20 protein-coding genes are annotated in these 23,712 nt (G+C 57.7%); 11 read left to right on the top strand and 9 right to left on the bottom strand.

The window, feature by feature from the left end:
- Positions 1 to 288: 288 nt before the first annotated feature.
- Entirely contained in the window at positions 289 to 1,329 is a 1,041-nt protein-coding gene (locus CKV94_RS10965; protein WP_003822843.1) for a type IV pilus twitching motility protein PilT, read from the bottom strand.
- A 280-nt stretch (positions 1,330 to 1,609) separates the two neighbouring features.
- Here CKV94_RS10965 and CKV94_RS10960 point away from each other — a divergent pair, with 280 nt between their 5' ends.
- The 4 genes from CKV94_RS10960 to thiD all read left to right on the top strand — a co-directional run bounded on the left by CKV94_RS10960 (position 1,610) and on the right by thiD (position 5,832).
- The gene (locus tag CKV94_RS10960) at positions 1,610 to 3,001 is read left to right on the top strand and encodes a DHA2 family efflux MFS transporter permease subunit (protein ID WP_003822841.1); all 1,392 of its coding nucleotides are present in this window, start codon (positions 1,610 to 1,612) and stop codon (positions 2,999 to 3,001) included.
- 39 nt (positions 3,002 to 3,040) lie between these two features.
- Positions 3,041 to 3,532, top strand: coding sequence for a transcription elongation factor GreB (gene greB / locus CKV94_RS10955; protein ID WP_003822840.1), 492 nt, complete (start codon positions 3,041 to 3,043; stop codon positions 3,530 to 3,532).
- 661 nt (positions 3,533 to 4,193) lie between these two features.
- A complete protein-coding gene (thiM, locus tag CKV94_RS10945) occupies positions 4,194 to 4,994 on the top strand; it encodes a hydroxyethylthiazole kinase (RefSeq protein ID WP_003822837.1) in 801 nt (266 codons plus the stop codon).
- A 22-nt stretch (positions 4,995 to 5,016) separates the two neighbouring features.
- Positions 5,017 to 5,832 carry a bifunctional hydroxymethylpyrimidine kinase/phosphomethylpyrimidine kinase gene (gene thiD / locus CKV94_RS10940; RefSeq protein ID WP_003822835.1) on the top strand — a complete coding sequence of 272 codons (816 nt, stop codon included), beginning with the start codon at positions 5,017 to 5,019 and terminating at the stop codon, positions 5,830 to 5,832.
- 152 nt (positions 5,833 to 5,984) lie between these two features.
- Here thiD and CKV94_RS10935 read toward each other — a convergent pair whose 3' ends face one another.
- Entirely contained in the window at positions 5,985 to 7,781 is a 1,797-nt protein-coding gene (locus CKV94_RS10935) for a bifunctional chorismate-binding protein/class IV aminotransferase (protein ID WP_049258359.1), read from the bottom strand.
- A 215-nt stretch (positions 7,782 to 7,996) separates the two neighbouring features.
- Here CKV94_RS10935 and CKV94_RS10930 point away from each other — a divergent pair, with 215 nt between their 5' ends.
- A complete protein-coding gene (locus tag CKV94_RS10930; protein ID WP_049258346.1) occupies positions 7,997 to 8,983 on the top strand; it encodes a putative transporter in 987 nt (328 codons plus the stop codon).
- Between the two features lie 185 nt (positions 8,984 to 9,168).
- Positions 9,169 to 10,428 carry a serine/threonine transporter SstT gene (sstT, locus tag CKV94_RS10925; protein ID WP_003822829.1) on the top strand — a complete coding sequence of 420 codons (1,260 nt, stop codon included), beginning with the start codon at positions 9,169 to 9,171 and terminating at the stop codon, positions 10,426 to 10,428.
- A gap of 220 nt (positions 10,429 to 10,648) precedes the next feature.
- On the opposite strand, the gene CKV94_RS10920 is transcribed toward sstT, so the two are convergent.
- From CKV94_RS10920 to CKV94_RS10900, 5 genes are all read right to left on the bottom strand, one after another.
- Positions 10,649 to 12,076, bottom strand: a complete 1,428-nt coding sequence (locus CKV94_RS10920) for an alanine/glycine:cation symporter family protein (RefSeq protein ID WP_003822828.1) — start codon at positions 12,074 to 12,076, stop codon at positions 10,649 to 10,651.
- A gap of 445 nt (positions 12,077 to 12,521) precedes the next feature.
- The gene (gene ilvE / locus CKV94_RS10915) at positions 12,522 to 13,526 is read right to left on the bottom strand and encodes a branched-chain-amino-acid transaminase (RefSeq protein WP_003822824.1); all 1,005 of its coding nucleotides are present in this window, start codon (positions 13,524 to 13,526) and stop codon (positions 12,522 to 12,524) included.
- Between the two features lie 393 nt (positions 13,527 to 13,919).
- The gene (gene ypfJ / locus CKV94_RS10910) at positions 13,920 to 14,774 is read right to left on the bottom strand and encodes a KPN_02809 family neutral zinc metallopeptidase (protein ID WP_003822822.1); all 855 of its coding nucleotides are present in this window, start codon (positions 14,772 to 14,774) and stop codon (positions 13,920 to 13,922) included.
- Between the two features lie 131 nt (positions 14,775 to 14,905).
- Positions 14,906 to 15,658, bottom strand: coding sequence for an SIMPL domain-containing protein (locus tag CKV94_RS10905; RefSeq protein WP_003822821.1), 753 nt, complete (start codon positions 15,656 to 15,658; stop codon positions 14,906 to 14,908).
- A gap of 84 nt (positions 15,659 to 15,742) precedes the next feature.
- Positions 15,743 to 16,153, bottom strand: a complete 411-nt coding sequence (locus tag CKV94_RS10900; RefSeq protein WP_003822820.1) for an RNA-binding S4 domain-containing protein — start codon at positions 16,151 to 16,153, stop codon at positions 15,743 to 15,745.
- 230 nt (positions 16,154 to 16,383) lie between these two features.
- Between CKV94_RS10900 and CKV94_RS10895 the strand changes: the two genes are divergently transcribed.
- The 4 genes from CKV94_RS10895 (at position 16,384) to CKV94_RS10880 (ending at position 19,568) form a co-directional block, all read left to right on the top strand.
- Positions 16,384 to 16,884, top strand: a complete 501-nt coding sequence (locus tag CKV94_RS10895) for a hypothetical protein (RefSeq protein WP_003822819.1) — start codon at positions 16,384 to 16,386, stop codon at positions 16,882 to 16,884.
- 54 nt (positions 16,885 to 16,938) lie between these two features.
- The gene (locus CKV94_RS10890) at positions 16,939 to 17,607 is read left to right on the top strand and encodes a PspA/IM30 family protein (protein ID WP_035580092.1); all 669 of its coding nucleotides are present in this window, start codon (positions 16,939 to 16,941) and stop codon (positions 17,605 to 17,607) included.
- A 101-nt stretch (positions 17,608 to 17,708) separates the two neighbouring features.
- Complete coding sequence (locus tag CKV94_RS10885) at positions 17,709 to 18,407, top strand: GNAT family N-acetyltransferase (RefSeq protein ID WP_003822816.1); 699 nt, start codon at positions 17,709 to 17,711, stop codon at positions 18,405 to 18,407.
- Positions 18,408 to 18,899: 492 nt separating this feature from the next.
- Positions 18,900 to 19,568, top strand: coding sequence for an OB-fold-containig protein (locus tag CKV94_RS10880; RefSeq protein ID WP_003822814.1), 669 nt, complete (start codon positions 18,900 to 18,902; stop codon positions 19,566 to 19,568).
- A gap of 193 nt (positions 19,569 to 19,761) precedes the next feature.
- Here CKV94_RS10880 and nadB read toward each other — a convergent pair whose 3' ends face one another.
- Together nadB and nadA are read right to left on the bottom strand one after the other, a co-directional pair.
- Complete coding sequence (gene nadB, locus CKV94_RS10875) at positions 19,762 to 21,300, bottom strand: L-aspartate oxidase (RefSeq protein ID WP_003822812.1); 1,539 nt, start codon at positions 21,298 to 21,300, stop codon at positions 19,762 to 19,764.
- A gap of 51 nt (positions 21,301 to 21,351) precedes the next feature.
- On the bottom strand, positions 21,352 to 22,464 hold the full coding sequence (gene nadA, locus CKV94_RS10870) for a quinolinate synthase NadA (protein WP_003822811.1): 1,113 nt from the start codon (positions 22,462 to 22,464) through the stop codon (positions 21,352 to 21,354).
- Positions 22,465 to 22,772: 308 nt separating this feature from the next.
- Between nadA and CKV94_RS10865 the strand changes: the two genes are divergently transcribed.
- Positions 22,773 to 23,711, top strand: a complete 939-nt coding sequence (locus tag CKV94_RS10865) for an NUDIX hydrolase (RefSeq protein WP_003822809.1) — start codon at positions 22,773 to 22,775, stop codon at positions 23,709 to 23,711.
- Position 23,712: the final 1 nt, after the last annotated feature.

Here is a 23,712-nt window from a genome sequence, read left to right as displayed (position 1 = left end):
GGGCTGGGCAGGCGGCGTAATGGGTTGTGCCACAAAACCAGGCTCAACCAATTCCGGTTCGCCAAACGCGCTTTCGGGCAAATCGGGCAGCGGCGGAATATCGAGCGTGCCGGCAGCCAGCTGGCTTTCCACGGCGGCTAAATCGCCATTCGGCATCATGGCAGAGGAAACGGGGGTAGGCTCAGGCGGCATATCGCCACCCTGGTTGGCCATTTCGGAGAGCAGCTCGGCCAAGTTTTGTTTGTGCTGATCGTTTGACATGATGTTTTCCCTTGTACGATTGTCGGTTTAGACGAGTTGGTCGGGGTTCTGCGCTTTGGCACGGGCAGCATCGATGCTGATAACGCCACGTTTGAGCAGTGCCTGCAAGGATTGGTCGAGCGTCTGCATACCATGCGCCTGGCCGGTTTGCAGGGCAGAACCGATTTGGGCGATTTTGTTTTCGCGGATCAGGTTACGCACGGCGGCGGTGGAAATCAGGATTTCGTGCGCGGCCACACGGCCTTTACCGTCTTTGGTTTTGAGCAGGGTTTGCGAAATCACGGCGCGCAGTGATTCGGAAAGCATGGAGCGCACCATCTCTTTTTCGCCGGCGGGGAACACGTCGATAATACGGTCCACGGTTTTGGCGGCACCGGTGGTATGCAAGGTGGCGAATACCAAGTGGCCGGTTTCGGCAGCGGTGAGCGCCAAGCCGATGGTTTCCGGGTCACGCATCTCACCCACCAGGATGATATCCGGGTCTTCACGCAATGCGGAGCGCAGGGCGTTGGCGAAGCTGTGGGTGTGTTGGTGCAGTTCGCGTTGGTTTACCAGACACTGCTTACTTTCGTGCACAAACTCGATCGGGTCTTCGATGGTGAGGATGTGGTGATGATGGTTTTCGTTGATGTAGTTGATCATCGCCGCCAGGGTGGTGGATTTACCAGAACCGGTAGGGCCGGTTACCAACACCAAGCCGCGCGGTTGGTCGGAAATTTTTTGGAACACTTTGGGCGCGTTCAACTCTTCCAGCGTGAGCACTTTGCTGGGAATGGTACGGAACACGGCAGCCGGGCCGCGTTCGGTGTTGAATGCGTTCACACGGAAACGGGCGATGTTGGGCAGTTCGAAGGAAAAGTCGGTTTCCAGCCGTTGTTGGTAGTCTTTACGCTGGTGGTCATTCATGATGGAAGCGATCATGTTGCCCACTTCTTCGGCGCTCATTTCCGGCAGGTTGATGCGGCGCACGTCGCCGTGCACGCGGATCATCGGCGGCAGGCCGGCAGAGAGGTGCAAGTCGGATGCTTTGTTTTTCACGCTGAACGCGAGTAGGTCGGTAATCTGCATGGCGTTTGAAACTCCCTTTTCAGTAAATTTTTTTGCAGTTTTGCTAAAAACAGTTCATTGTAAATACAGATGGCGGGATAAATAAAGGAAAACTTGTATTTTCATGTAAAATTGGCGGTTATCTGAAACAGGATGCAGGGTTTTGGCATGTTTCTGGCTATTGGCCGGGATGATGGCCAATCAGATAGAGGCTACCTGAAAATCCATCTCGTTTATTTTTCAGGTAGCCTCCTGAAATCTACCGGCCAATCAAGCGCCATACCCAATACCCTTTCTTATCATGATGACCCCGCAACAAAAAGGCCTGGCCTGGACGGCAGCGATGGCGTTGTTTATGCAGTCACTGGACGCCACCATTTTGAATACCGCGCTGCCGGTGATGTCGGCAAGCCTGCACGAATCGCCGCTGCAAATGGAGCTGGCCATCATCAGCTATGCGCTCACTGTGGCCGCGCTGATTCCACTCTCGGGCTGGCTGGCCGACCGTCTGGGTACGGTCAACGTGTTCCGGCTGGCGGTGGCGGTGTTTGTGCTCGGTTCGGTGGCCTGCGCCGCCTCGCCCACTTTAAACTGGCTGGTGCTGGCACGGATTTTGCAGGGCGTCGGTGGCGCGCTGATGATGCCGGTGGCACGGTTGGCGATTATCCGCACCGTGCCTAAGTCGGAATTGGTAGCGGCATGGAATTTGATGTCGATGACCGGCCTCATCGGCCCCATCGTTGGGCCGATTTTGGGTGGTTGGATGGCGGTAAACCTGTCTTGGCACTGGATTTTCTTTATCAATATCCCCATCGGCCTGCTTGGCATTGCCGTTGCCGGCCGCTATATGCCAAATGTGCGCACCGATACGCAACCATTAGATTGGCAAGGATTCTTGCTGTTTGCCGGCGGCCTGGTGGGGGTTACCTACGGGCTGGAGCTGGCAGCGGAAAACCTGCACAACGGCAGTCGCTCCTTATTGATAATCGGGCTGGGTGCGGCGGCCATGTGGCTGTATGCCGCGTATGCACGGCGTGCTAAAAATCCGCTGCTGCCGCTTTCGCTGTTCCGGGTGCATACTTTCAGTATCGGGCTGGCAGCGAACCTGATGTTCCGCGTACTCTCTTCCGGCATCCCCTTCCTGGTGCCGCTGATGCTTCAGGTAGCCTTCGGCTACAATGCCGAAATGGCGGGCTGGATGCTCGCGCCGGTAGCGTTGAGCTCGATTTTGATGAAACCGTTTACTGCGCCGATTCTGGTGCGCTTCGGCTATAAAGGCACGCTCTTGGGCGTGGCCGTGGCTATGTCGGCCGTGGTGGCTGCGCTGTCGCTGCTCGATTCGCACAGCTCGATAACGTTTTACATGCTGCTGGCCACCTGCTTCGGCCTGTGCCAATCCCTGATGTTTACCGCCATCAACACTCTTACCATCGGCGATTTGTCGAACGAAGAAGCCAGCGCGGGCTCGACCATGCTCAGCGTGGTGCAGCAGGTGGGCATCGGCATCGGCATTGCCGTGGCTGCCGTGATTTTGGGCGCATACCGTGCCGCCGTGGGCGAAACCGGCGCGCTGCTGGAACAGGCCTTCAGCTACACCTACCTGTCTCTGGCTACCTTCGGCCTAGTGCTGCTGTGGCTGCTGGCCAAACTGCATGCCGGCGACGGCGGGCATTTAAACCGTAAGGCTACCTGAAACCTTCATCCACACATTTGAACAGATTTGAAAGCCATCATGAGCAACACCACCCCCAACTACATTACCCCAGTCGGCTGGCAGGCATTGAAAGACGAGCTCTACCAGCTGGTGAACAAAGAGCGCCCCGAAATCGTGCAAATCGTCAACTGGGCCGCCTCCAACGGCGATCGCAGCGAAAACGGCGATTATCTCTACGGCAAGCGCCGCATGCGCGAAATCGACCGCCGAATCCGTTTCCTCACCAAACGGCTGGAAGCGGCGCAAGTGGTCGATCCCGAAACCCGCGAAGCCACCGACCAAATCTTTTTCGGCGCCACCGTGGAACTGCTGCGCGGCAACGGCGAAGAGCAAACCGTGCGCATCGTGGGCGTGGACGAAATCGACACCGCCCGCCACAAAATTTCCTGGACCTCCCCGCTTGCCCGCGCCTTGCTAAAAGCCCGCGAAGGCGACGAAATCGTGTTCCACGGGCCGGAAGGCAGGGAAGAAATCGAAGTGTTATCTGTAGCTTATGTGAAGATAGAGTAGGGGGCAGATATATCGTATGGGGAAAGGCTACCTGAAAGTTTTCAGGTAGCCTTTTGCTGCCGTAAAGCGGTGTTGCCATGCTTAAACAACATCCGCTTTTAGCCGGCCTGGTGCAGAGATGACGGCCATACTTGGATAGCGTGCCGACAGGTATAAAATTTATTCCTACAAGGTTGCAGGCTACCTGAAATTTAGCGGATTGACTGAAACGAAATGATGGAATAGTTTCAGGTAGCCTTTCACCATGTTGCAGGCTATAATCTGCCGCCATTAGTCGGGGTGCCGCCGAGGCGGCTGAGAAAATACCCGTTGTACCTGATACAGCTAGGGGCTGCCGGCAATTACTGGCTCCACGTCTTTTTGCTCCCACGCGGCATCTTCTGCGTTGGCAATCCTCGCAAGGGGTCTAACCTTACTGTGGTTTCTACCTTGAGTCTGCCGATTTGGGAACAAAAATCCGCTTGGAAAAGTAATTGCCAACAGCCCCAATACTGGCGTAGGAAACTATGTAGGCGGCTAGGCATCAAACAGTACAGTTGAGGCTACCTGAAAGCACAACTGAAGAGTCCGCCATATTCTCTTGATACAACACCATTTCTCGCCCGATCCAACAGCGGGCGTTTTTCTTGCCCGTTCCGTCAATCACTGGGAATAAAGCAATATGGAAATCAAATATCTGGATCAGGTCCGTGCCCGTAATCCGCTGGTGCACAACATTACCAACATTGTGGCGGCCAATTTCTCGGCCAACGGCCTGCTGGCGATTGGTGCGTCGCCGATTATGGCCGATAGCGTGGATGAAATGGCGGAGCTGGCGGCGGCCAGTTCGGCGGTGGTGCTGAACATCGGCACGCTGAACAAGCAGAAGGTGGAAGCCATGCTGGTGGCGGGCAAATCGGCCAACCGCGCGGGTGTGCCGGTGGTGCTTGATCCGGTGGGCGCAGGCTTTACCCAACTGCGGCGCGAAACCACGGCGCAGCTGTTGGCAGAAATCCGGTTCGCTGCCGTGCGCGGTAATGCGGGCGAAATGGCGCATATTGCCGGGGTGGAATGGCATGCCAAAGGCGTGGATGCAGGCAGCGGCTCGGCCGATTTGCACGGCATCGCCCAACGCATCGCGCAGCAATACGGCTGCGTTGCCGCCATCAGCGGCGAAACCGACTACGTTTCCAACGGCAGCCGCACTGCTAAGCTGAATAACGGCACGCCGCTGTTCCCCAAAGTAACCGCTTCCGGCTGCCTGTTGAGCACGATAGCGGGCGCATTTGCCGCCGTAGCTGCCCCGGAAGACTATCTGCACGCCGTGGCCGAAGCCTGCACCGTGTATGCCGTGGCCGGTGAGTTGGCGGCGCAGGGCTTGCAGCCTGCGCAGAGCGGCTCGTTTGCATGGAAGCTGATCGACAGCCTGGCCGCCGTATCGGCACAGGAAGTGGCGGCACGCGCGAAAGTGGAATGGATTTAACGGTTTAATCAGGAGAAAACAGATGACGCAAATTGCACAAGCCCTCACTATCGCCGGCTCAGACAGCGGCGGCGGCGCCGGCATTCAGGCCGATTTGAAAACCTTTCAAATGCGCGGCGTGTACGGCATGAGCGTGCTGGCGGCGGTAACCGCGCAAAACACGCTGGGCGTGCAGGCCATCCACGGCGTGCCGCTCGATATTATCCGCGCACAAATCGATTCCATCGCTGCGGACTTTCAGGTAGCCGCTTTTAAAATCGGTATGCTCGGTACGGCCGAAGTGATTGAATGCGTAGCTGAAAAACTGGCAGGCAAACCGTTTGGCCGGCTGGTGCTCGATCCGGTGATGGTGGCCAAGGGCGGTGCGCCGCTGTTGCAGCAAAACGCCGTGGCCGCGCTCAAACGGCATTTGTTGCCGCTGGCCGACGTGCTCACGCCCAACCTGCCCGAAGCCGAAGCGCTCACCGGCATCGACATCCAAACCGATGCCGACGCCGAACGCGCCGCCCGTATCTTGCAGGAAGCCGGTGTGCAAACCGTGGTGATTAAAGGCGGCCACAGCGGCGAATCGCAAAGCGAAATCTGCCGCGATTGGGTGTTTATGCCCGACGGGCAGTTCACTTTGGAAAGCCCGCGTTTCCCCACGCTGCACACCCACGGCACCGGCTGCACCTTCTCCGCCTGCCTCACCGCCGAGTTGGCCAAAGGCGCCGCAGTGGAAGCGGCCATCCGCACCGCCAAACAGTGCATCACCGCCGCCATCTCTCAGCCCATCAACATCGGCCACGGCCACGGGCCGGTAAACCATTGGGCGATGCGTGCCGAGTGCGGGAAATAAGCAGCCAGCTTGGCTGTAGGCAAAAGGCTACCTGAAAAGCTTTGGCTTGGTTGAAATCGATGTTTCAGGTAGCCTTTGCCTGTATGGCCAAAAGGCCACCTGAAACTCGATACGCTGAAAAACGGCTTGGAGCAAGATTCCAAGCCGTTTGTTTATTGTGCCAAATCCGCCTCAAACACGCCCCTCAAGGCGTTGGAGAGGCGGATTTCTTCGGTGTGTTCCAGCATGTCGCGGGTGATGTGCGTTTCGATGATTTTGTCCGTGCCCAAGTAGGTTTGCGGCTGCTGAAAGACGGCTTGGCGCATGACGCCGTTGAGGATGTCCAAATCCAGAGACGGGGTGAGCCATTGACCTTGGTATTTGACGAACACGTTGCTTCTGCCGCCTTCGAGCAGGAGGCCGTCTGAATTGAAAAACAGGCTGTCGAACGCGCCTTGTGTTTCGGCGGTTTGCCACGCTTGGTCGTAGAGGGCGCGGCGGGTGGTTTTGAAGCGGCGCAGGTAGTCGCGGCGCGGGAGGGGTTGCGGGGCGGGGATGACGCGCTGGGGGGCGGGCAGTTCGGAGGTGGCGGCATGGCTGAGGATGAGGCCGTCTGAAACGAGTTCGGCTTTCAGGCGGAACAGGCCGTCGGGTAAGTCGGCGATGTATTGCCGGATTCGGGTTTCACCATCGTCGGGCAGGGGCAGGTTGAGGGCTTGGGCGGAGGTTTTCAGACGGCCTAAATGCAGGTCGAGCAGGCGGCATTGCCTGTTTTCCACGCGCATGGTTTCGAAGATGCCGAAGGCGGGGCGCAATTCGTTGAGGAAATGGGCTTTCCAGCCGCATTCGCGATATTCGGCGGCAGGGTCGCTGTCGATGACGATGCCGGAACCGACGCCGTACACTCCGTGATAGAGGTCGTCTGAAATCGGGTCTGAAACGGGTTTGAGCGATAAGGTGCGGATGACGACGTTGAATATGCCTTCAAATCCCAGTCCTCTTTCACATGGATTCAGGTAGCCGATGCTGCCGGTGTACAGGCCGCGCGGTTCGGCTTCGAGCGATTCGATAATCTGCATACTCATGCGTTTGGGCGCACCGGTGATGCTGCCGCAGGGGAAGGCGGCGCGGAGGATGTCGGCGGCGGTAATGTGCGGCAAGGCTTGGGCTTGGATGGTGCTGGTCATCTGCCAGACGCTGCCGAAACGCGATACTTTAAACGGCTCGGGCACGCATACTTTGCCGGTTTGGGCGATTTTGCCGAGGTCGTTACGCAGCAAATCGACAATCATCACATTTTCGGCGCGGTTTTTCGGGTCGGCTTGCAACTCGGCGGCGCGGCGTTCGTCTTGTCCGTCGCCCAAAATCGGCGCAGTGCCTTTCATCGGTTCGGTGCTGATGGTGCCGTCCGCACCGATTTTGAGGAAGAGTTCGGGCGAGAAACACAGCGTCCACGCGGATTGCCCTTGCGCATCGGGCAGATGGGACAAGACGGCATAGGGGACGGGCTGGCGCAGGCGGCGGTAGAGGCTGACGGGATTGCCGTAGGCTTGCAGGTGCAGGCGGGTGGTGTAGTTGATTTGATAGGTGTCGCCGCGCCGGATGGCTTCGTGGATTTGGCGGATGTGGTCGAGGTAATCGGCTTCGGATACGGAGGATTGCGGCGTGGAAATACCGGCGGGGAGGTCGTCTGAATGTCGGGCAAGCCAGCTTGCGGCATCGATGTTGGCGCAGTCGGCAAACCAGTGCAGGGCAAGATTGCCGCCGCGTTCGGACTCAATCCCCATCAGCGGCAAACCGAATTCGTAGTCTGCAAACAACATCGAATGCAGCCCTTTTTGCCAGCCCTGTTGCAGCGTATCGTCCAGCGAATCCAGTTCGTTATGATGGAAAAGGCGGCTTTCCACATGATTTTGATAGAGTTTTGCGCGGCCGCTCACGGCATCGTCAAACAGGGCGAAATAGGGCATGGCTGGAATAGGCAAGATATGAACGGGCGGATTATACGCGTTTTGATGGCTGGGGTTTGGGCTACCTGAAAAATGGATTGGGGTTTTGAACTTGGTTACCACCCTCTCTTTCAGGTAGCCTTTATCCATCTGTGGCAGGCTACCTGAAATCGCTTCATTATCATCCAAACAAGGCTATAATCGCGGCTTTGTTTGCGAATAAAGGGAGGCGGGCGATGTTCCGCAGTTTTTTCCTCAATCGGCGCTGGCTGCGATGGTCTTTGGCCGGTTCGCTGCTGATTTTGGCAGCCACTTGGTATCGGGTACAGCTGAATGTGCAGATTAACGATTGGTTCGGCACGTTTTATGATTCGGTGCAGAAAATGCTGGAAAAGCCGGGCTCGGTGAGCCTGGATGAGTTCAACCGGCAGGTGTTCGCTTTTGCCCGTATTGCGGCAGTGTATATTCTGGTGGTGGTGATCAGCGGTTTCGTTAACAAGCATTATGTGTTCCGCTGGCGTTCGGCGATGACGGAATACTATATGCGCCATTGGCCGCTGCTGCGCGGGATTGAAGGCGCGGCGCAGCGGATTCAGGAAGACACCATGCGCTTTGCCACGATTATGGAATCGCTGGGCGAGAGCGGCCTGCGGGCGGTGCTCACGCTGGTGGCGTTTTTGCCGATTTTGTGGAAGCTGAGCGAGCCGATTACCGAATTGCCGCTGGTGGGGCATGTGGGTCATTCGCTGGTGTATGTGGCCATTTTGGCGGCGCTCTTGGGCACGGTGGTGCTGATGGGGGTGGGCTGCAAGTTGCCGGGGCTGGAGTTTGACAACCAAAAGGTGGAGGCGGCCTACCGCAAGGAATTGGTGCTGGGCGAGGATGATGCGGCGCGGGCGGATGCGTTCACTTTAACCGAGCTGTTCAAAAACGTGCGCCGCAATTATTTCCGCCTGTATTGGCATTATCTTTATTTCGATGTGGCGCGCTATTCGTATTTGCAGTTTTCGGTGGTGCTGCCTTATTTGGCCATGGGGCCGGCTTTGGTGGCAGGGGTGGTGGCATTGGGCGTGATGCAGCAGATCGTGCGGGCGTTTGGGCAGGTGCTGGAGGCGTTTCAGTTTCTGGTGCGCTCATGGCCGACGATTGTGGAGCTGATGTCGATTTACAAGCGCCTGAAGGGCTTTGAACACAATATTGTGGCGGCGCAGGCGGAAAGTTGATGCTGTATGCAGCAAGCGGAGAAAGGTTACCTGAAACTGTTTTCAGGTAGCCTTCTTATTCCTAACCATAGAATTTTTGATTATATAAACAGTAATAAAAAGTATTTCTGGCAGCTTTCCCCTTCTTCTATCATACGAAAGAAATTTAGGGCTCACTGCCCTTACGCAAATGGAAGGAGAGAAAAATGTCTTTAGAACTGAAACGGCTTTTGCCCAAATGGGGCTTGGCTTCGCAAATTCCCTTTGCTTTTTTCGGCGCCGTTGCGCTGGGTTTGCTGGTGCGTTTTGCCGGCGGCAGCAGTGTGGTGGCGTCGGCAGGTAATCTGTTGGGCTCGCTGTTTGTGGGTGCGCTCAAGGCGATTGCGCCGTTGTTGGTGTTCACGCTGGTGGTGTCGGCCGTGGCACAACACCGCGAGGGTATGAATTCGAATATCCGGCCGGTGATTGTGCTGTATGTGGTGGGCATGGCGGTGGCGGCATTGCTGGCGGTGGCGGTAAGCTTTGCATTCCCGTCTTTTGTGCCGCTCAACGGGGTAGATGTGGCGGATAAGCCGATTCCGAACGGGTTTGGCGAGGTGCTGCAAAACCTGCTGCTCAAAATTGTTACCAATCCGGTACAGGCCTTGGCAGATGCCAACTACATCGGCATTTTGGCTTGGGCCTTAGTGTTGGGCTTGGCTTTGCGCGCTGCCGACGAGCCTACGCGCAATTTTCTGCAAAACATTTCCGATGCGGTAAACAAGGTGATGTATTGGATTATCCGCCTCGCCCCCATCGGCATTTTCGGGCTGACGCTGCATGCGTTTGTGAGCACCGGCTTGGATAACCTGGCGGCCTATCTGCACGTGCTGCTGGCGATTGTGGGCGCGATGGCGTTTATGGCGCTGGTGCTGAATCCGCTGATTGTGTTTTTTGCAATCCGCAAAAATCCGTATCCGCTGGTGTGGACCTGCCTGAAAGAGAGCGGGCTGATTGCTTTCGTTATCCGCAGCTCGGTGGCCAATATCCCGGTCAACCTAAATTTGTGCAAAAAGCTGGGGCTGGATGAGGAAACCTATGCGGTAACCATCCCGCTGGGTGCCACCATGAATATGGAAGGCGCATCGATTACCATCACTATCCTGACGCTGGCAGCAGTGCACACATTGGGCATCCATGTGGATTTCATCACGGCTTTTTTACTGGTGATTATTGCCGCTATCGGCGCATGCGGGGCTTCCGGCATTCCCGGCGGGGCGCTGCCGTTGGTGCCGATGGCATGCAGCTTGTTTAATATCAGCAACGATGTGGCGATGCAGATGGTTACCATCGGGCTGATTATCAGCGTGGTGCAAGACCCATGCGGTACGCTACTTAATTCTTCTACTGATGTGGTGTTTACCGCCGCTGCCGATCCGGTGTATCGGCATAGAGAAGTGGCAGGGCAGGTGGAAACGGCGGCTTAAGTTTTCCGCTGTGGCAAACCAATTTAATTTTCGCTACTGCCTTGGTTTGCCTTACTGTATTGCTATCTTCCCCGTATCAGGTGTTGCTCCGCAGAGGATTGTAGGAGTATGGGGAAGACGGAGCGGTGTCTTAGAAAGAGAAGTGGTTTGGCTATAAAAAGGCTACCTGAAAAATCGTTTCAGGTAGCCTTGCTGTTTTCAGGTAGCCTGCTTGCCGCGCTTACTGCTGCTCGTGATACTCATGAAATTCGTAGTGATACGACAGCGCGCCGCCGGCTTTCTTCTGCGCCAGGTAATCGTCGTACACCGCGCGGATTTCCTTGCGCAGCAGGAAGAGGGCGATTAAGTTGGGAATCACCATAAAGCCGTTGAACATATCCGACAAGCTCCACACCACGTCCACTTTGCCCAGCGTGCCCAGCACGATGGCCAGCAGCACCAGCGTGCGGTAGATGGCCAAATGGCGGCCGTGGAATAGGAAGCGGATATTGGATTCGCCGAAGTAGTACCAGCCGATGATGGTGGTGAAGGCGAAGAAGGTGAGGCACACCGCCAACAGCTGTGCACCGCCGCTGCCGAAGGCAATCACGAAGGCCTGCTGCGTTACTGCCGCGCCCTGCAAACCTAATTTGTCGGCATCGGTGAGCAGGATGATCAGCGCGGTGGCAGTGCATACCAGCAGCGTGTCGATAAACACGCCCACAAACGCCGCCATGCCTTGCTGCACGGGGTGCTGCACGTCTGCCGTGGCATGGGCGTGCGGGGTGGAACCCATGCCGGCCTCGTTGGAAAACAGGCCGCGCGCCACGCCGAAACGCACTGCTTCGCGCATGCCGATGCCGGCCGCGCCGCCCAACACCGCCTGCGGGTTAAATGCCGCGGTGAAGATGTGGTTGAACATCGGCGCGATGTGGCTGGAGAATTTGAACAGGATCACAATCGCGCAGATGATGTAGATGATGGCCATAAACGGCACCACAAACTGCGTGATTTTGGCAATGCGGTCTACCCCGCCCACGATAATCAGCCCGGCCAGTACCGCCAAGCCGATGCCCACCGCCAAAGGCGGTATGTTGAAGGCTACGGTTACCGCCGAAGAGATGGAGTTGGATTGGGTGGCGTTGCCGATGAAGCCCAGCGCGATAATCAGCGCAATCGAAAAGCCGCCGGAGAGGAAACGCGCCGCGCTGCGGCCGATTTTCGGCGTGAGCCCGTGCGTGATGTAAAACGCCGGGCCGCCGATGTATTTGCCATGGCTGACCACGCGGTATTTCTGCGCCAAGAGCGCTTCGGCGAAGATGGTGGACATGCCCAACACGGCAGAAAACCACATCCAGAAGATCGCGCCCGGCCCGCCGGCGGTAATCGCCGTGGCCACGCCGGCCACGTTGCCGGTGCCGATTTGGGCGGATACGGCCACCGCCAGCGCCTGAAATTGCGACAGCGATTTGTGGTCTTTGTCGGCGGCATCTTTCTTGGCAAAGAGCCCGCCGAACACCGATTTGAATGCTGCGCCGAGCTTGGTGAGCTGCGGCACGCCCAAGTAAATGCTGAAAAAGAGGCCGATGCCGAGCAGGGCATAGATCAGCAGGTAGTCCCACAGCACTAAATTAATCGTGCTTACCAGGTCGGACAATATTTTTTCCATAGTTGGAACCTCGCAAGAGAAGGGGGTTGGAAACTGGCAGCCTGCGCGTTTGCCGGCCATCTGGCGCAAACGCCGCGAAACTGCGGGAAAAACAAAGGACGGTTGGTGGGAAGCAGCCGGCAAAGCGGCTGCGGCTTAACAGGGGCGGCAGGCTACCTGAAACGTCCGCCCCGATAGCCGAAGCCATTACCGGCGCAATGCGGGGGTAATGGCTTGGTGGCTGAAATACTGATTCCTTCCTACTGCGTCGGCTTGCCTTGCCGTACTTATCCGTACTGCCTGCGGCTTGCCGCCTGGTATGAAGAACTCATTATCCCGGCCGCGGCTAATCTGAAAATTTTTCAGGTAGCCTCAAACTCTTTGAACCATAAAAAGGATTAAGGCTACCTGAAAACATGTTTTTGCTCCGCTTAACTATGCGGCAGCGGGTGAAGCAAACAGCCGATCAGCGCTCGGGCACTGGCACCAGCCAGCCGTAGCGGTCTTCGGCCAAGCCGTATTGGATGTCGGTAATCGCCTTGCGGATGGCTGTGCCGCGCTCTTGGCTTTGCAGCACGATTTCCTGGCCGTTGATCACCAAAGAAGTCACCGGCGACACCACGGCTGCCGTGCCGGTGAGGATGGCTTCCGCGCCATTTTCTGCTGCAGCCTGCAATTCGGCCACGGTGAAATTGCGCTCGCTCACTTTATAGCCCAAATCGGCGGCCACGCGCAATACGGAATCGCGGGTTACGCCGTGCAGGAATTCTTCGGTGAGCGGCTTGGTGATGATTTCGTTGCCGTTAATCAGCGCGAAGTTGGAGGCGCCGGTTTCCTGCACGTCGCCGTTCGGGCAGAACAGTACCTGGTTGGCGCCGTATTGCTCGCGGGCGCGTACCACGGTTTGTAGGGCAGAGGCGTAGTTGCCGCCGCATTTCACCCGGCCCATGTGCGGCGCACAACGGATGTGTTCGGTTTCCACCAACAGCTTCATCGGCGAGCCCACTTTGAAGTAGTCGCCCACCGGCGAAGCCAAAATATACAGCATGGCCGAAGACGAACCCACGCCGGCTTTGCCGATTACCGGATCGGTACCGATAAGGGTGGGGCGCAGATACATGGCGGCGGGCGCATCCGGCACTTCGTCGGCCGCGCGTGCCACCAATTCCAGCATGGCAGAGAGGAAAGTCTGCGCATCCGGCACGGGCAGTTCCAACAGTTTCGCGCTCTGCTGCATACGGGCGATGTTGGCTTCCGGGCGGAAGATCACGATGCGGCCGTTTTGTTGGCGGAAGGCCTTCAGTCCTTCAAAACACTCGCTGCCGTAATGCAGGCTGTGCGCGCCCGGCGGCAGGGAGAGCGAATCGGAAGGCTGCCAGCGCACCGGCTGCCATGCGCCATCGGAAAAAACCAACACCGGCATCTCGCGGTGGAAAACGCTGCCGAAAACGGCAGGAACTGCTTTTGCCATGATATTTCCTTGTGATTTGTGCTAAGGCGTCAAAGATACTCTTGAAGCAAAGCATTTGACAAGCCTTTTGTGTCAAAAATTGCATCCAATCAAGCTACCTGAAAAACGGTTTCTGCGAAAAGCAAACCCGCCATCAAGGCGCTTACGCCCCGCAGACGGGTTTTCAGGTAGCCTGTTTGCCGGATTGGGGCGCAGGTTTGGAATTAAATAGCAAATTGCGTTAAGCGGGGCGGATTGCTCTGATGAATGGTGCGGTGAAGGCTTGGCAGGGTGTAAGCACTCGATAGAAGCAGCGATAGATGCTTCGGTATTCACCGCGTCGCCCTGATGAAAAAAGCTACCTGAAAATCGGAATACACCGTTTCAGGTAGCCTTTTGGTATTGAGCTGGCGCTTACAGGGAGGAGAAAGTATCGCATTGCGCCGGATCGCCGCTTTGCAGGCCGCGGCGGAACCATTGCAGGCGTTGGGCGGAGGTGCCGTGGGTGAAGCTGTCGGGCACGGCGTAGCCGCGGCTGCGTTGTTGCAGGCGGTCGTCGCCCACGGCTTCGGCGGCGTTGAAGGCTTCTTCCAAGTCGCCCTGCTCAAACAGCTGGCGTGCTTGCGCGCGGTTGGCCCATACACCGGCCAGGCAGTCGGCCTGCAGCTCCACCATCACGGAGAGGCGGTTGGCATCGCGTTCGTTCATGCGGGCGCGGGCACGGTTTACGCGCTCCATGGTGCCGTCGAGGTTTTGCACGTGGTGGCCGACTTCATGGGCAATCACATAGGCAAAAGCCGCATCACCCGCCGCGCCGAGCTGGTTTTTCATATCGTCGTAGAACGAGAGGTCGAGGTAAACCTTTTGGTCGGCTGGGCAGTAGAACGGGCCCATTGCAGATTGGCCGGTACCGCAGGCGGTGGGGGTGCTGCCGCGATACAGCACCATTTTCGGCTGCACATATTGCCGGCCTTGGCTGCGGAAATATTCGCCCCAGGCGTCTTCGGTGGTAGCGAGAATTTGCGAGGAGAACTGTGCCAGCTGCTCTTCTTCGGGGCTGATGGTACGCTGTTGCTGTTGTTGCATCTGCGGCATCTGCATGCCGCCGCCGGCGAGGCCGCTCAAATCCACGCCGTAATAGGCGCCGATGAGCACGATAATCAGGCCGGCGAGGCCCATTTTGCCGCCGCCGCCCCCACCACCTCTGCCGCCGCCAAGGCTGCGACGGTCTTCGATGTTGCTGCTGCTGCGCTGGTTGCCGAGTTTCATATTGGAATTCCTTGGGTTGGTGTGGTTGGGCGGATTATATAACAGGCTACCTGAAAAGCATGCGGAGATTTTGGCTTGGTTAAAATTTACTTCGCTGGTTTTTCAGGTAGCCTTTGGTGGTATGGCTGGGTTTATTCGATGGCGTATTCGATGGTTACGACTAGGCGCACTTGTTTGCCGACGGTGGTTTTGTCGTAGCTGCCGCCGTATTCGTCGTCGCCGCTGCTGCCGCTGTCGGCGTAGATGTTGAACGAGCCTTGCGAGGCGGAGCGCATGGCGCCGACTTTGCCGCCGCCGGTGGAGGCGAATTCGTCGGCGCGGCGGCGGGCATCTTCGGTGGCCTGTTTAATCAGGCTGTGTTTGATGGTTTCGAGGTTGCCGAGCAGGTATTGCGGGGCTTCGAAATCGATAGCGTCGTTGCCGGCGCGCAGGGCGAGGATATTTTGGTGGGCGCTTTGGATGCGGTCGAGTTTGCTGCTGGCCACGGTGAGCTGCTGCTTGCCGTCGTAGCCGTTGGGGGTGCGGATTTCGTTGCCGTGGGCATCGTGTTCCACCAAGAAGGCGGGGCTGATTTCGGGGGCGGCGGTTTGGATCTCGGCTGCATCAAAGCCTTGGCTGCGCAGGAATTGTTCGAGTTTGGGGCGTTGCTGGTTCAGACGGTCGAGCACTTCCTGATAGCTGGCGCCGTGTACGCTCACGGCGGTGTTCCAGCGGGCGCGCTCGGATTGGAAGTTTTGTTCGGCCAGGCCTTTTACGGTGATTGTGCCGGGCTGGCGGAAATTTTTAAACTGGCCGCCCAACACGAAGGCGGCGGCCACGAGGCCGATGGCGAGCAGGGCGCCGAGGGCTTTAACGCTGCCGGAGAGGGCTTTTTCTGTGGACATAATGCTTTCCTTTGCGTTTGGTGGAAGAGAGCCGGCGGAGGCTACCTGAAAAGGTATAGACGGATTTTCAGGTAGCCTTTGATGCTATTCCTGCCAGCCGCGTTTGAGTTTGTCCAGCTCCCGGCGGTCGCGTTTGGTGGGGCGGCCGTCGGGGTAGGCGGCGCTGATGCGGCTGGCCTGGTCGAGCGCTTTTTGCTCTTCGCGTTTGGCGGCGGTGGCGCTGTCTTCGGCGTAGAGGGCGCGTGCTTCGGGGGCGGGGCGGCGCTGGTGGTTGAGCGCGAGCACGGTGATTTTGTAGGGCAGGGAGTTGAGCGTGAGGTCGATGGTGTCGCCCGGCTCGATGTTTTTGCTGTTTTTCACTTTCGCACCGTTCACCAGCACACGCCCGAGCTCGATGTGTTTCTGCGCCATGCCGCGCGTTTTGAAGAAACGTGCCGCCCACAGCCATTTGTCGAGCCGCATGTGGTGTTCGTCGTGTGAATTTTTGCCTGCCATAGTTGCCTCCGTGTTCAAGCGGCTATTTTATACCAAAGGCCGGGAATACGGCTAACGGCTGGCGGTTGGACTTCTATGTGGTATGTATACAAATGTATTCGTAATATTTTTATATTTATTATCATTATGTTGATTTATTGTTATTGAGAGATTGTATGAAAAATATTGCGTAGAGAAATCATTTTAGCTATATTTGAATACAAATGAATACAAAAGAGAGGTGATTGCATATGGCTGCTGCCAACCGAATTCCGATTAGCGTGCGAATATCGCAGGAAGATGCGGATTTTATTGCTGAATTAAAAATAGAAGGCGCGAATACGCCGTCTGAAAAAATCCGTGAGCTGCTGACGCAGGCGCGGCTTGCGCACAGCCAAACCCATGATTACGGCACCGCACTGGTTGCGCAGGAGCAGTTTTTTCAGGTAGCCCGACGCGATGTACTGCACGCCGAGAAGGAATGGGGCATCCATTCGCACATTGTGGCGCGGCTGTTTGAGCAGCTGCCCGATTTCGCCGCCACGCTGGTCGCTGATCTGCCGGAAAACGCGCAGGCAGCCGACTTGAAACGATACGAGTGCGAACTGATGCGTCGCATCGTGCGCCTTACCGACAGCATCCTGCAGCTGGCCGTTACCGGCAAAGGCGCGGCCTACGATGATACTGTATTGCAACAGCTTGAAAATACTTTGAAACTGGCGAAGATTGTGCAGCAGGCGGGCGAAGTTTGATATCTGCCCCGTACCAATTTGAATCAAACACATTTTATGGAAAGGAAATCAAAAATGAGCGAAACCCTATCCCGCAGAGTGGGTCGTCTGGTAAGCGGCGGTTTTCATGCCCTGATTGATGCAGCGGAAAACCTTGCGCCCGAGGCAGTGATGAACGAGAGCATCCGTGAAATCGAACGCGCGGTAGATGAAGTGCGTGCTGAGCTGGGCAAAGTGCTGGCGCAGAAGCATCTTGCTTCCAAGAAAATGGCCGATGAGAGCAACCGCCACGAGGCCATCGATGCCAACCTGCAAGCCGCTGTAGCAGCCGGGCGCGACGATTTGGCCGAAGCGGGCATCGCCGAGCAGATGGATATCGAAGCGCGCCTGCCCGTGTTGGAAAACACCATCGCCGACTGCGCCGCGCAGGAAAAAGAACTGGAAGGCTTCATCGCCGCCCTGCAGGCGAAAAAACGCGAGATGCAGCAGCAGTTGCAAGAGTGGCGCGCCGCACAGCAAGGCGCGGATGCAGGCAAAGCTGCAGGCAGCAGCGACATAAACCGCATCGCCCGTGATGCTGAAAAAAGCGGCAACGCCTTCGACCGCGTGATGGGCAGGCAAAACGCCATCCACAGCAGCACCGATGCGGCGCAGTTGGCCAAACTGAAAGAACTGGAAGATTTGAGCCGCAACAACCGCATTGCCGAAAGGCTGGCCGCGTTGAAAGCCAACAGCAAGGAATAAGCATACATTTCAGGTAGCCTTTCCACGCTTTGATAAGGCTACCTGAAAGCCAGCAAACTTTTTAGGTAGTCCACTACCCACCAATAACCAAGGCAAAACCCATGCACATCAACGAATTCAACCAACCCATCGGCGAAAGCTTGCCCGGTTACACGCCCGGCGAGCGACCTGTAGCCACGCTGCTTTGCGGCCGCTACTGCCGTTTGGAAAAGCTTTCTGCCGAGCGGCACGGCATGGATCTGTATGCCGTGTACGGCCCGGCTTCGCCGCCGCAAAATTGGACCTATCTTTCGCTTAACCCCGTGGCGAGCGTTGCCGAACTGGATGCGTTGCTGCAACGGCTGAAGCAGTCGGCCGACCCATATTACTTCGCCATCGTCGATCAGGCCGACGGCCAGGCGGTCGGCACCATGGCGCTGCAACGCGCGGATACCGCCAACCGCGTAATCGAGGTGGGCTGGGTGATTTATTCCGAACGGCTCAAGCGCAGCCGCATTGCCACCGAAGCGCAATTTTTGCTGATGCAGTATGTGTTTGAAACCCTGCGCTACCGTCGCTACGAATGGAAGTGCGATGCGCTGAACCAGGCCTCACGCCGCGCCGCCGAGCGATTGGGCTTCCGTTTCGAAGGCATTTTCCGGCAGGCAGTGGTGTATAAAGGCCGCAACCGCGATACCGCCTGGTTTGCCATGTTGGATGTGGACTGGCCGCAGGTGAAACAGCGGATGCAGCGCTGGCTGGCCGAAGGGAATTTTGACGAACAGGGGCGGCAGCGCGTGCCATTGCAAGAGATAGGATGATTTTCTACAGATGAATTCTTGAGAAAACCGATAATGGAAGTTTTGGCTAAAACAGTTGGGCTGCGTCGTCCCTGCTGGCACAGCCGAACGGAGCGTGGTTTTTCGGGGAACAAGGGCTTGCATGTTCGAAGCGGCGTAGCCGCAAGTTGCGAGCCCGCCCGAAAAACCGTGCGGAGAGAGGGAAGTTTGGCGGAGCCAAACCTGTGCCCGCAGTCGCCTTTCTTTGCTTCCTTTCTTTGGCGAGGCAAAGAAAGGAAGTGCCCCGCGCCGGCATGAGGCGCAAAGGTGAATAAAATACAAGCGGCGAAGGCTACCTGAAATTCGGCAAATTACCTAAAACCCAAACCATGTGTAATCAATCAAATATGATGTATTCCCGGTTTCCTAAGAAGCTTGTTAAAGAAAGTAATGCGATTTTCAGGTAGCCCCTCTCCCTTTCAGGCTACCTGAAAACGAAATCCGATTAACCGACAACCCGTGAAAGACCCCGCCATGTGGAATTTGATCAATGCCCCAGAAACCGAAATTTTCGGCATCGCCATCGCCCTGATGCTGATGCTCGGCCTGCTCGAGTTGCTCTCGCTCTTGGCCGGCGGCTTCACCGACTGGCTCGATAACCTGTTGCCCGACAGCCTGGTGGAAGCGGATTTGGATGGCGATTTGCACGGCGGCATCGAAGGGGCGGGCGCATTGGTGCGCTTTTTGGATTGGCTGTATGTGGGGCGCGTGCCGCTGATGATGTTGCTGGTGGTGTTCCTCGCCGTGTTCGGGCTTGCGGGCTATGTGCTGCAAGCCGTGTGTGCCGGGCTGTTTGGCGGCTACCTGAACGCTTGGCTGGCGGCTGCTGCGGCGCTGTTTCTCACGCTGCCCCTGGTGCGCCTCACAGCGGGCGGGCTCTACAAAATCATGCCCAAAGACGAAACCACTGCCGTTTCGCAAGACAGCCTGATCGGGCGCGTGGGCACGGTGGTGCTGGGCGCGGCGCGGCCGGGCAGCCCGGCGCAGGTGCGGGTGAAAGACGGCTACGGCCAGCAGCATTATGTGATGGCTGAACCCGACGGCGAAGGCGTGCTGAAACAGGGCGAGGCGGTGCTTTTGGTGTCGCTGGAGGGGAACACGTTTAAGGCGATTGCCAACCCGAGCGGGAGCTTGGTGGATTGAGGCTACCTGAAAATATAGTAGATTAAAATAAAAATGAGATAAGGCTGCGAGCCGCAAGGCGTACAGGAGTAGGTTAAGGCGGACCAACGCTGTATCATTGCAATTTTGATCCACTATATTTGGATAAGGCGGGCAGGTTGGATAATTTGCATCCGGTCGGGCAGGAGGATGCCGTATCAAAACCATTCCGCCGTCAGCCTGTCGTCCGACAATCGGGGCACACCGTCAAATCGGTGTTGAAATGCGCGCCGACGTTCTGCCGCCTGGCGTATGCTGCTTGGGCGATGGCGAGGCTGCATTCGAGCAGGTTGCGGTCTTCGTATTCGGACGCGGTGTGCGGTTCGGCTTGGTTTTGCTTCCAAAGCCGTAGTTGGGCGATGGCGCGGCGCAGGCCGGTATCGTTGCGGAGGATGCCCAAATGGCGTTGGTTGAACGCTTGCAGGGCGGGGCGGCTGAATGCGCTTTGGAGGCCGTCTGAAAAGATGCCTGCTTCGGCGGAGGGATTTTCAGACGGCCTTTGGGACGGTACGGTTTGGAGTGCTTGTCCGTCCGCGATGGTTTGGGCGGCAAGCCTGGCGGTAACAACGCATTCGAGCAGGGAGTTGCTGGCGAGGCGGTTGGCTCCGTGCAGCCCGGTGCAGGCGGTTTCGCCCAAGGCGTAGAGCTGCGGCAGGGAGGTTCTACCGCTGGGGTCGGTTCGGATGCCGCCGCAGGTGTAGTGCTGGACGGGGCGGACGGGGATGGCTTGGCGCGTGATGTCCAAGCCGCATTGGGACAGGCAGTGCCGATGGATAGACGGAAAATGCTGACGAACGAACGCTGCGGGTTGGCGGCTGATGTCGAGCGAGACGAAGTCTTGCGTTTGTTTGGCGATTTCGGCGGCGATGGCGCGGGCAACGATGTCGCGCGGCGCAAGTTCGGCGCGGCGGTCGTAATACGGCATAAACCGTTCACCCGATTGGTTGGTCAGGATGCCGCCTTCGCCGCGCACGGCTTCGGAAATCAGGAAGGTGCGGCCGTTTTCAGACGACCTTGCCAAGCCTGTGGGGTGGAATTGGATAAATTCGAGGTTTTCGACTGCGCAACCTGCGCGTATTGCCATGGCGATGGCGTCGCCCGTGCATTCGGGCGGCGTGGTGGTGGTGGCGTAAATCTGTCCCAAGCCGCCGCCCGCGAGTACGGTATGGCGGGCTCGGATGCGGTAGGTTTCTTGCGTTCGGCAGTCGAGGACGGTCAGTCCGCACGCCGCGCCTGATTCGGTTTGAATGTCCAACGCCATCTGCCGCTCGCAAACGTGGATGTTCGGGCGGCGGCGTATTTGGGCAATCAGGCTCTGCATGACGGCTTCGCCCGTGTAGTCGGCAACGTGGGCGATTCGGCGGCAGGTATGCCCGCCTTCGCGCGTCAGGTGCAGGTCGTTATGATTTTGGTCGAACGCCACGCCCTGCGCCAGCAGCCATTCGATTGCCGGTTTGCCCTGCGACAGGATGGTGCGGACGGCGGCTTCGTCGCACAAACCCGCGCCCGCTTCCAAGGTATCGGCAACGTGTTTTCCGATGTCGTCCTCTCCCGACCACGCCGCCGCAATCCCGCCTTGCGCATGACGGCTGGCAGTGTCGTCCAGCCGGTTTTTGCACAAAATGACGATGCGGAACGATTCAGGCAGCGACAGGGCGAGCGTCAGTGCCGCCAGCCCGTTTCCGGCAATCAATACGTCGCAATCCGTTTGCATGGTGTTGTCCTTGTTTGAGAGATCGTCTGAAACGGCAATACGGACGGCAAATCAGGCGGGGCCCATGCCGTTGAACACATCTTTTTTCTTCAGCCCTGCCGCGAAGTCGAGCATACGCTGCAAAGGCAGTTTGGCGGCTTCGCCCAGCGTTCTGTCCAACAGGATTTCGTTGCGTCCGCTTGTCAGGGCGTATTTGATGCCGCCCAGCGAATTCATCGCCATCCACGGGCAGAACGCGCAGCTTTTGCAGCTTCCGCCGTTGCCCGCCGTCGGGGCGGCGATAAATTCTTTGTCGGGTGCCTGCTTTTGCATTTCGTGCAGGATGCCCAAATCGGTCGCCACGATGAATTTTTTTTCAGGGCGCGATACGGCGGCTTTGAGCAGTTTGCTGGTCGAGCCGACCACATCGCCCAGTTCGATGACGCTTTGCGGCGATTCGGGATGAACCAGCACCACCGCGTCGGGGTGCTTCGTCTTCAAGGCCGCCAGCTCCTGTCCTTTGAATTCGTTGTGGACGATGCACGAACCCTGCCACAGCAGCATATCCGCGCCCGTTTCGCGGCGGATGTAGTCGCCGAGGTGGCGGTCGGGTCCCCAAATCAGTTTCTCGCCGCGCGATTTCAAATACGACACGATTTCCAACGCCACCGAAGACGTAACCACCCAGTCGGCACGCGCCTTTACGGCGGCGGAGGTGTTGGCGTACACCACCACCGTGCGGTCGGGGTATCGGTCGCAAAACGCTGAAAACGCCTCTTCCGGGCAGCCCAAATCCAAAGAACATTCCGCCTCCAAATCAGGCATCAGCACCGTTTTTTCAGGGCAGAGGATTTTCGCGCTCTCGCCCATGAAGCGCACGCCCGCCACCACCAGCGTGCCGGCTTCATGTTCCGCGCCGAAGCGCGCCATCTCCAGCGAATCGCCCACGCACCCGCCCGTTTCCAAAGCCAAATCCTGAATCAGCGGATCAACATAATAATGCGCCACCAAGACCGCGTTTTTCTCCTTCAGCAAGGCCTTGATTTCGTCTTTCAGACGGCCTGCCGTTTCGCGGTCGGGCGTGTCGGCAACCTTCGCCCACGCCTGACGGATTTGGCAGGCTGAAGTCGGCGTCTGAATGAGGGGCATATCATAGTCGAACGAGCGGCGGGCGGCGGTTTGCATGATGTTTCCTTATGGCTGGGTTTTCAGGCGGCATGAGGGTTTGCCGTGTATTTTCAAACTTTCCCGGATTATGCTCATTTTGAGTATAATGTGCAAGGCCGTCTGAAAGCGTGCCCGGACGAAGCGCAAACCTGCGGTCCGCACCGATTTGACGAACCGCTTTGATTTATAGTGGATTAAAATCGCAATGATACGGCGTTGGCTCACCTTGACGTACTACCTGTACGCCTTGCGGCTCGCCGCCTTGCCTCATTTTTATTTTAATCCACTATACAATAAAGCCTTCCACCCCCTGCCGAAAGCCAAGCATGGACGCCTACCCCGAAGCCGAAGCCCCGCCGCAGAGCATCGTCGAACTGGTTCCCGTATTGATTGCCGTAACAAACGGCGGCCTGCGGGTATTGACCGTCGCCCGGGGCGAACTCCTGCCCAACGGCCCGCTCTCCCCCCTGCGCAACTCCCTGCAGGCGGGCGTGAAACTGTGGGTCGCCAAACAGACTTCGCAGCCCATGGGCTATGTGGAACAGCTTTACACCTTTGTGGATACGCGCCGTCAAAACGGGCAAGGCCTGCCGGTCTTATACGTCAGCTATTTGGGGCTGGTGCGCGAGGCCGCCGACAGCATCCTGCACCCGGATGCGAAATGGCAGGACTGCTACGGCTATTTCCCGTGGGAAGATTTGCGCACCGACGGCGGGCAGCGCGATGCTCTTGTCGGCCGCCTGCGCATTTGGGCCAACTCGGCGGACACGGAGGAATTGCGCCAAAAGCGGCTCAAGCGCATTCATTTGTGCTGGGGGGTCGTACCGGAAAACTGGTCGGAAGAATACGTTTTGCAACGCTATGAAATGCTGTATGAAAGCGGCCTGATAGCGGAAGCCGCCGAGCCGCAGGCAAACTTCGACTTCGCGCCCACGGGGCAGCCCATGCGCCACGACCACCGCCGCGTGCTGGCAACCGCCCTGTCCCGCCTGCGCGCCAAAATCAAATACCGCCCGGTGATTTTCGAACTGATGCCACCCGAATTCACGCTGTTGCAACTGCAAAGCAGCGTCGAAGCCATCAGCGGCAGATTGCTGCACAAGCAAAACTTCCGCCGCCAGATTCAGCAGCAAAACCTCATCGAGCCGTCGGATACCAGCGTATCGGGCGGCAAAGGCCGCCCCGCGCAGCTGTACCGATTCCGCGACGACGTCCTGCCCGACAGGCTGATTTCGGACATAGGCCTGCCGCTGGGCAGCCGTTAGC

This window comes from Eikenella corrodens, assembly GCF_900187105.1.
GTDB lineage: Bacteria > Pseudomonadota > Gammaproteobacteria > Burkholderiales > Neisseriaceae > Eikenella > Eikenella corrodens.
Note: the sequence above shows the minus strand (reverse complement) of the source record. Positions and strands in the feature narration are given on the sequence as shown.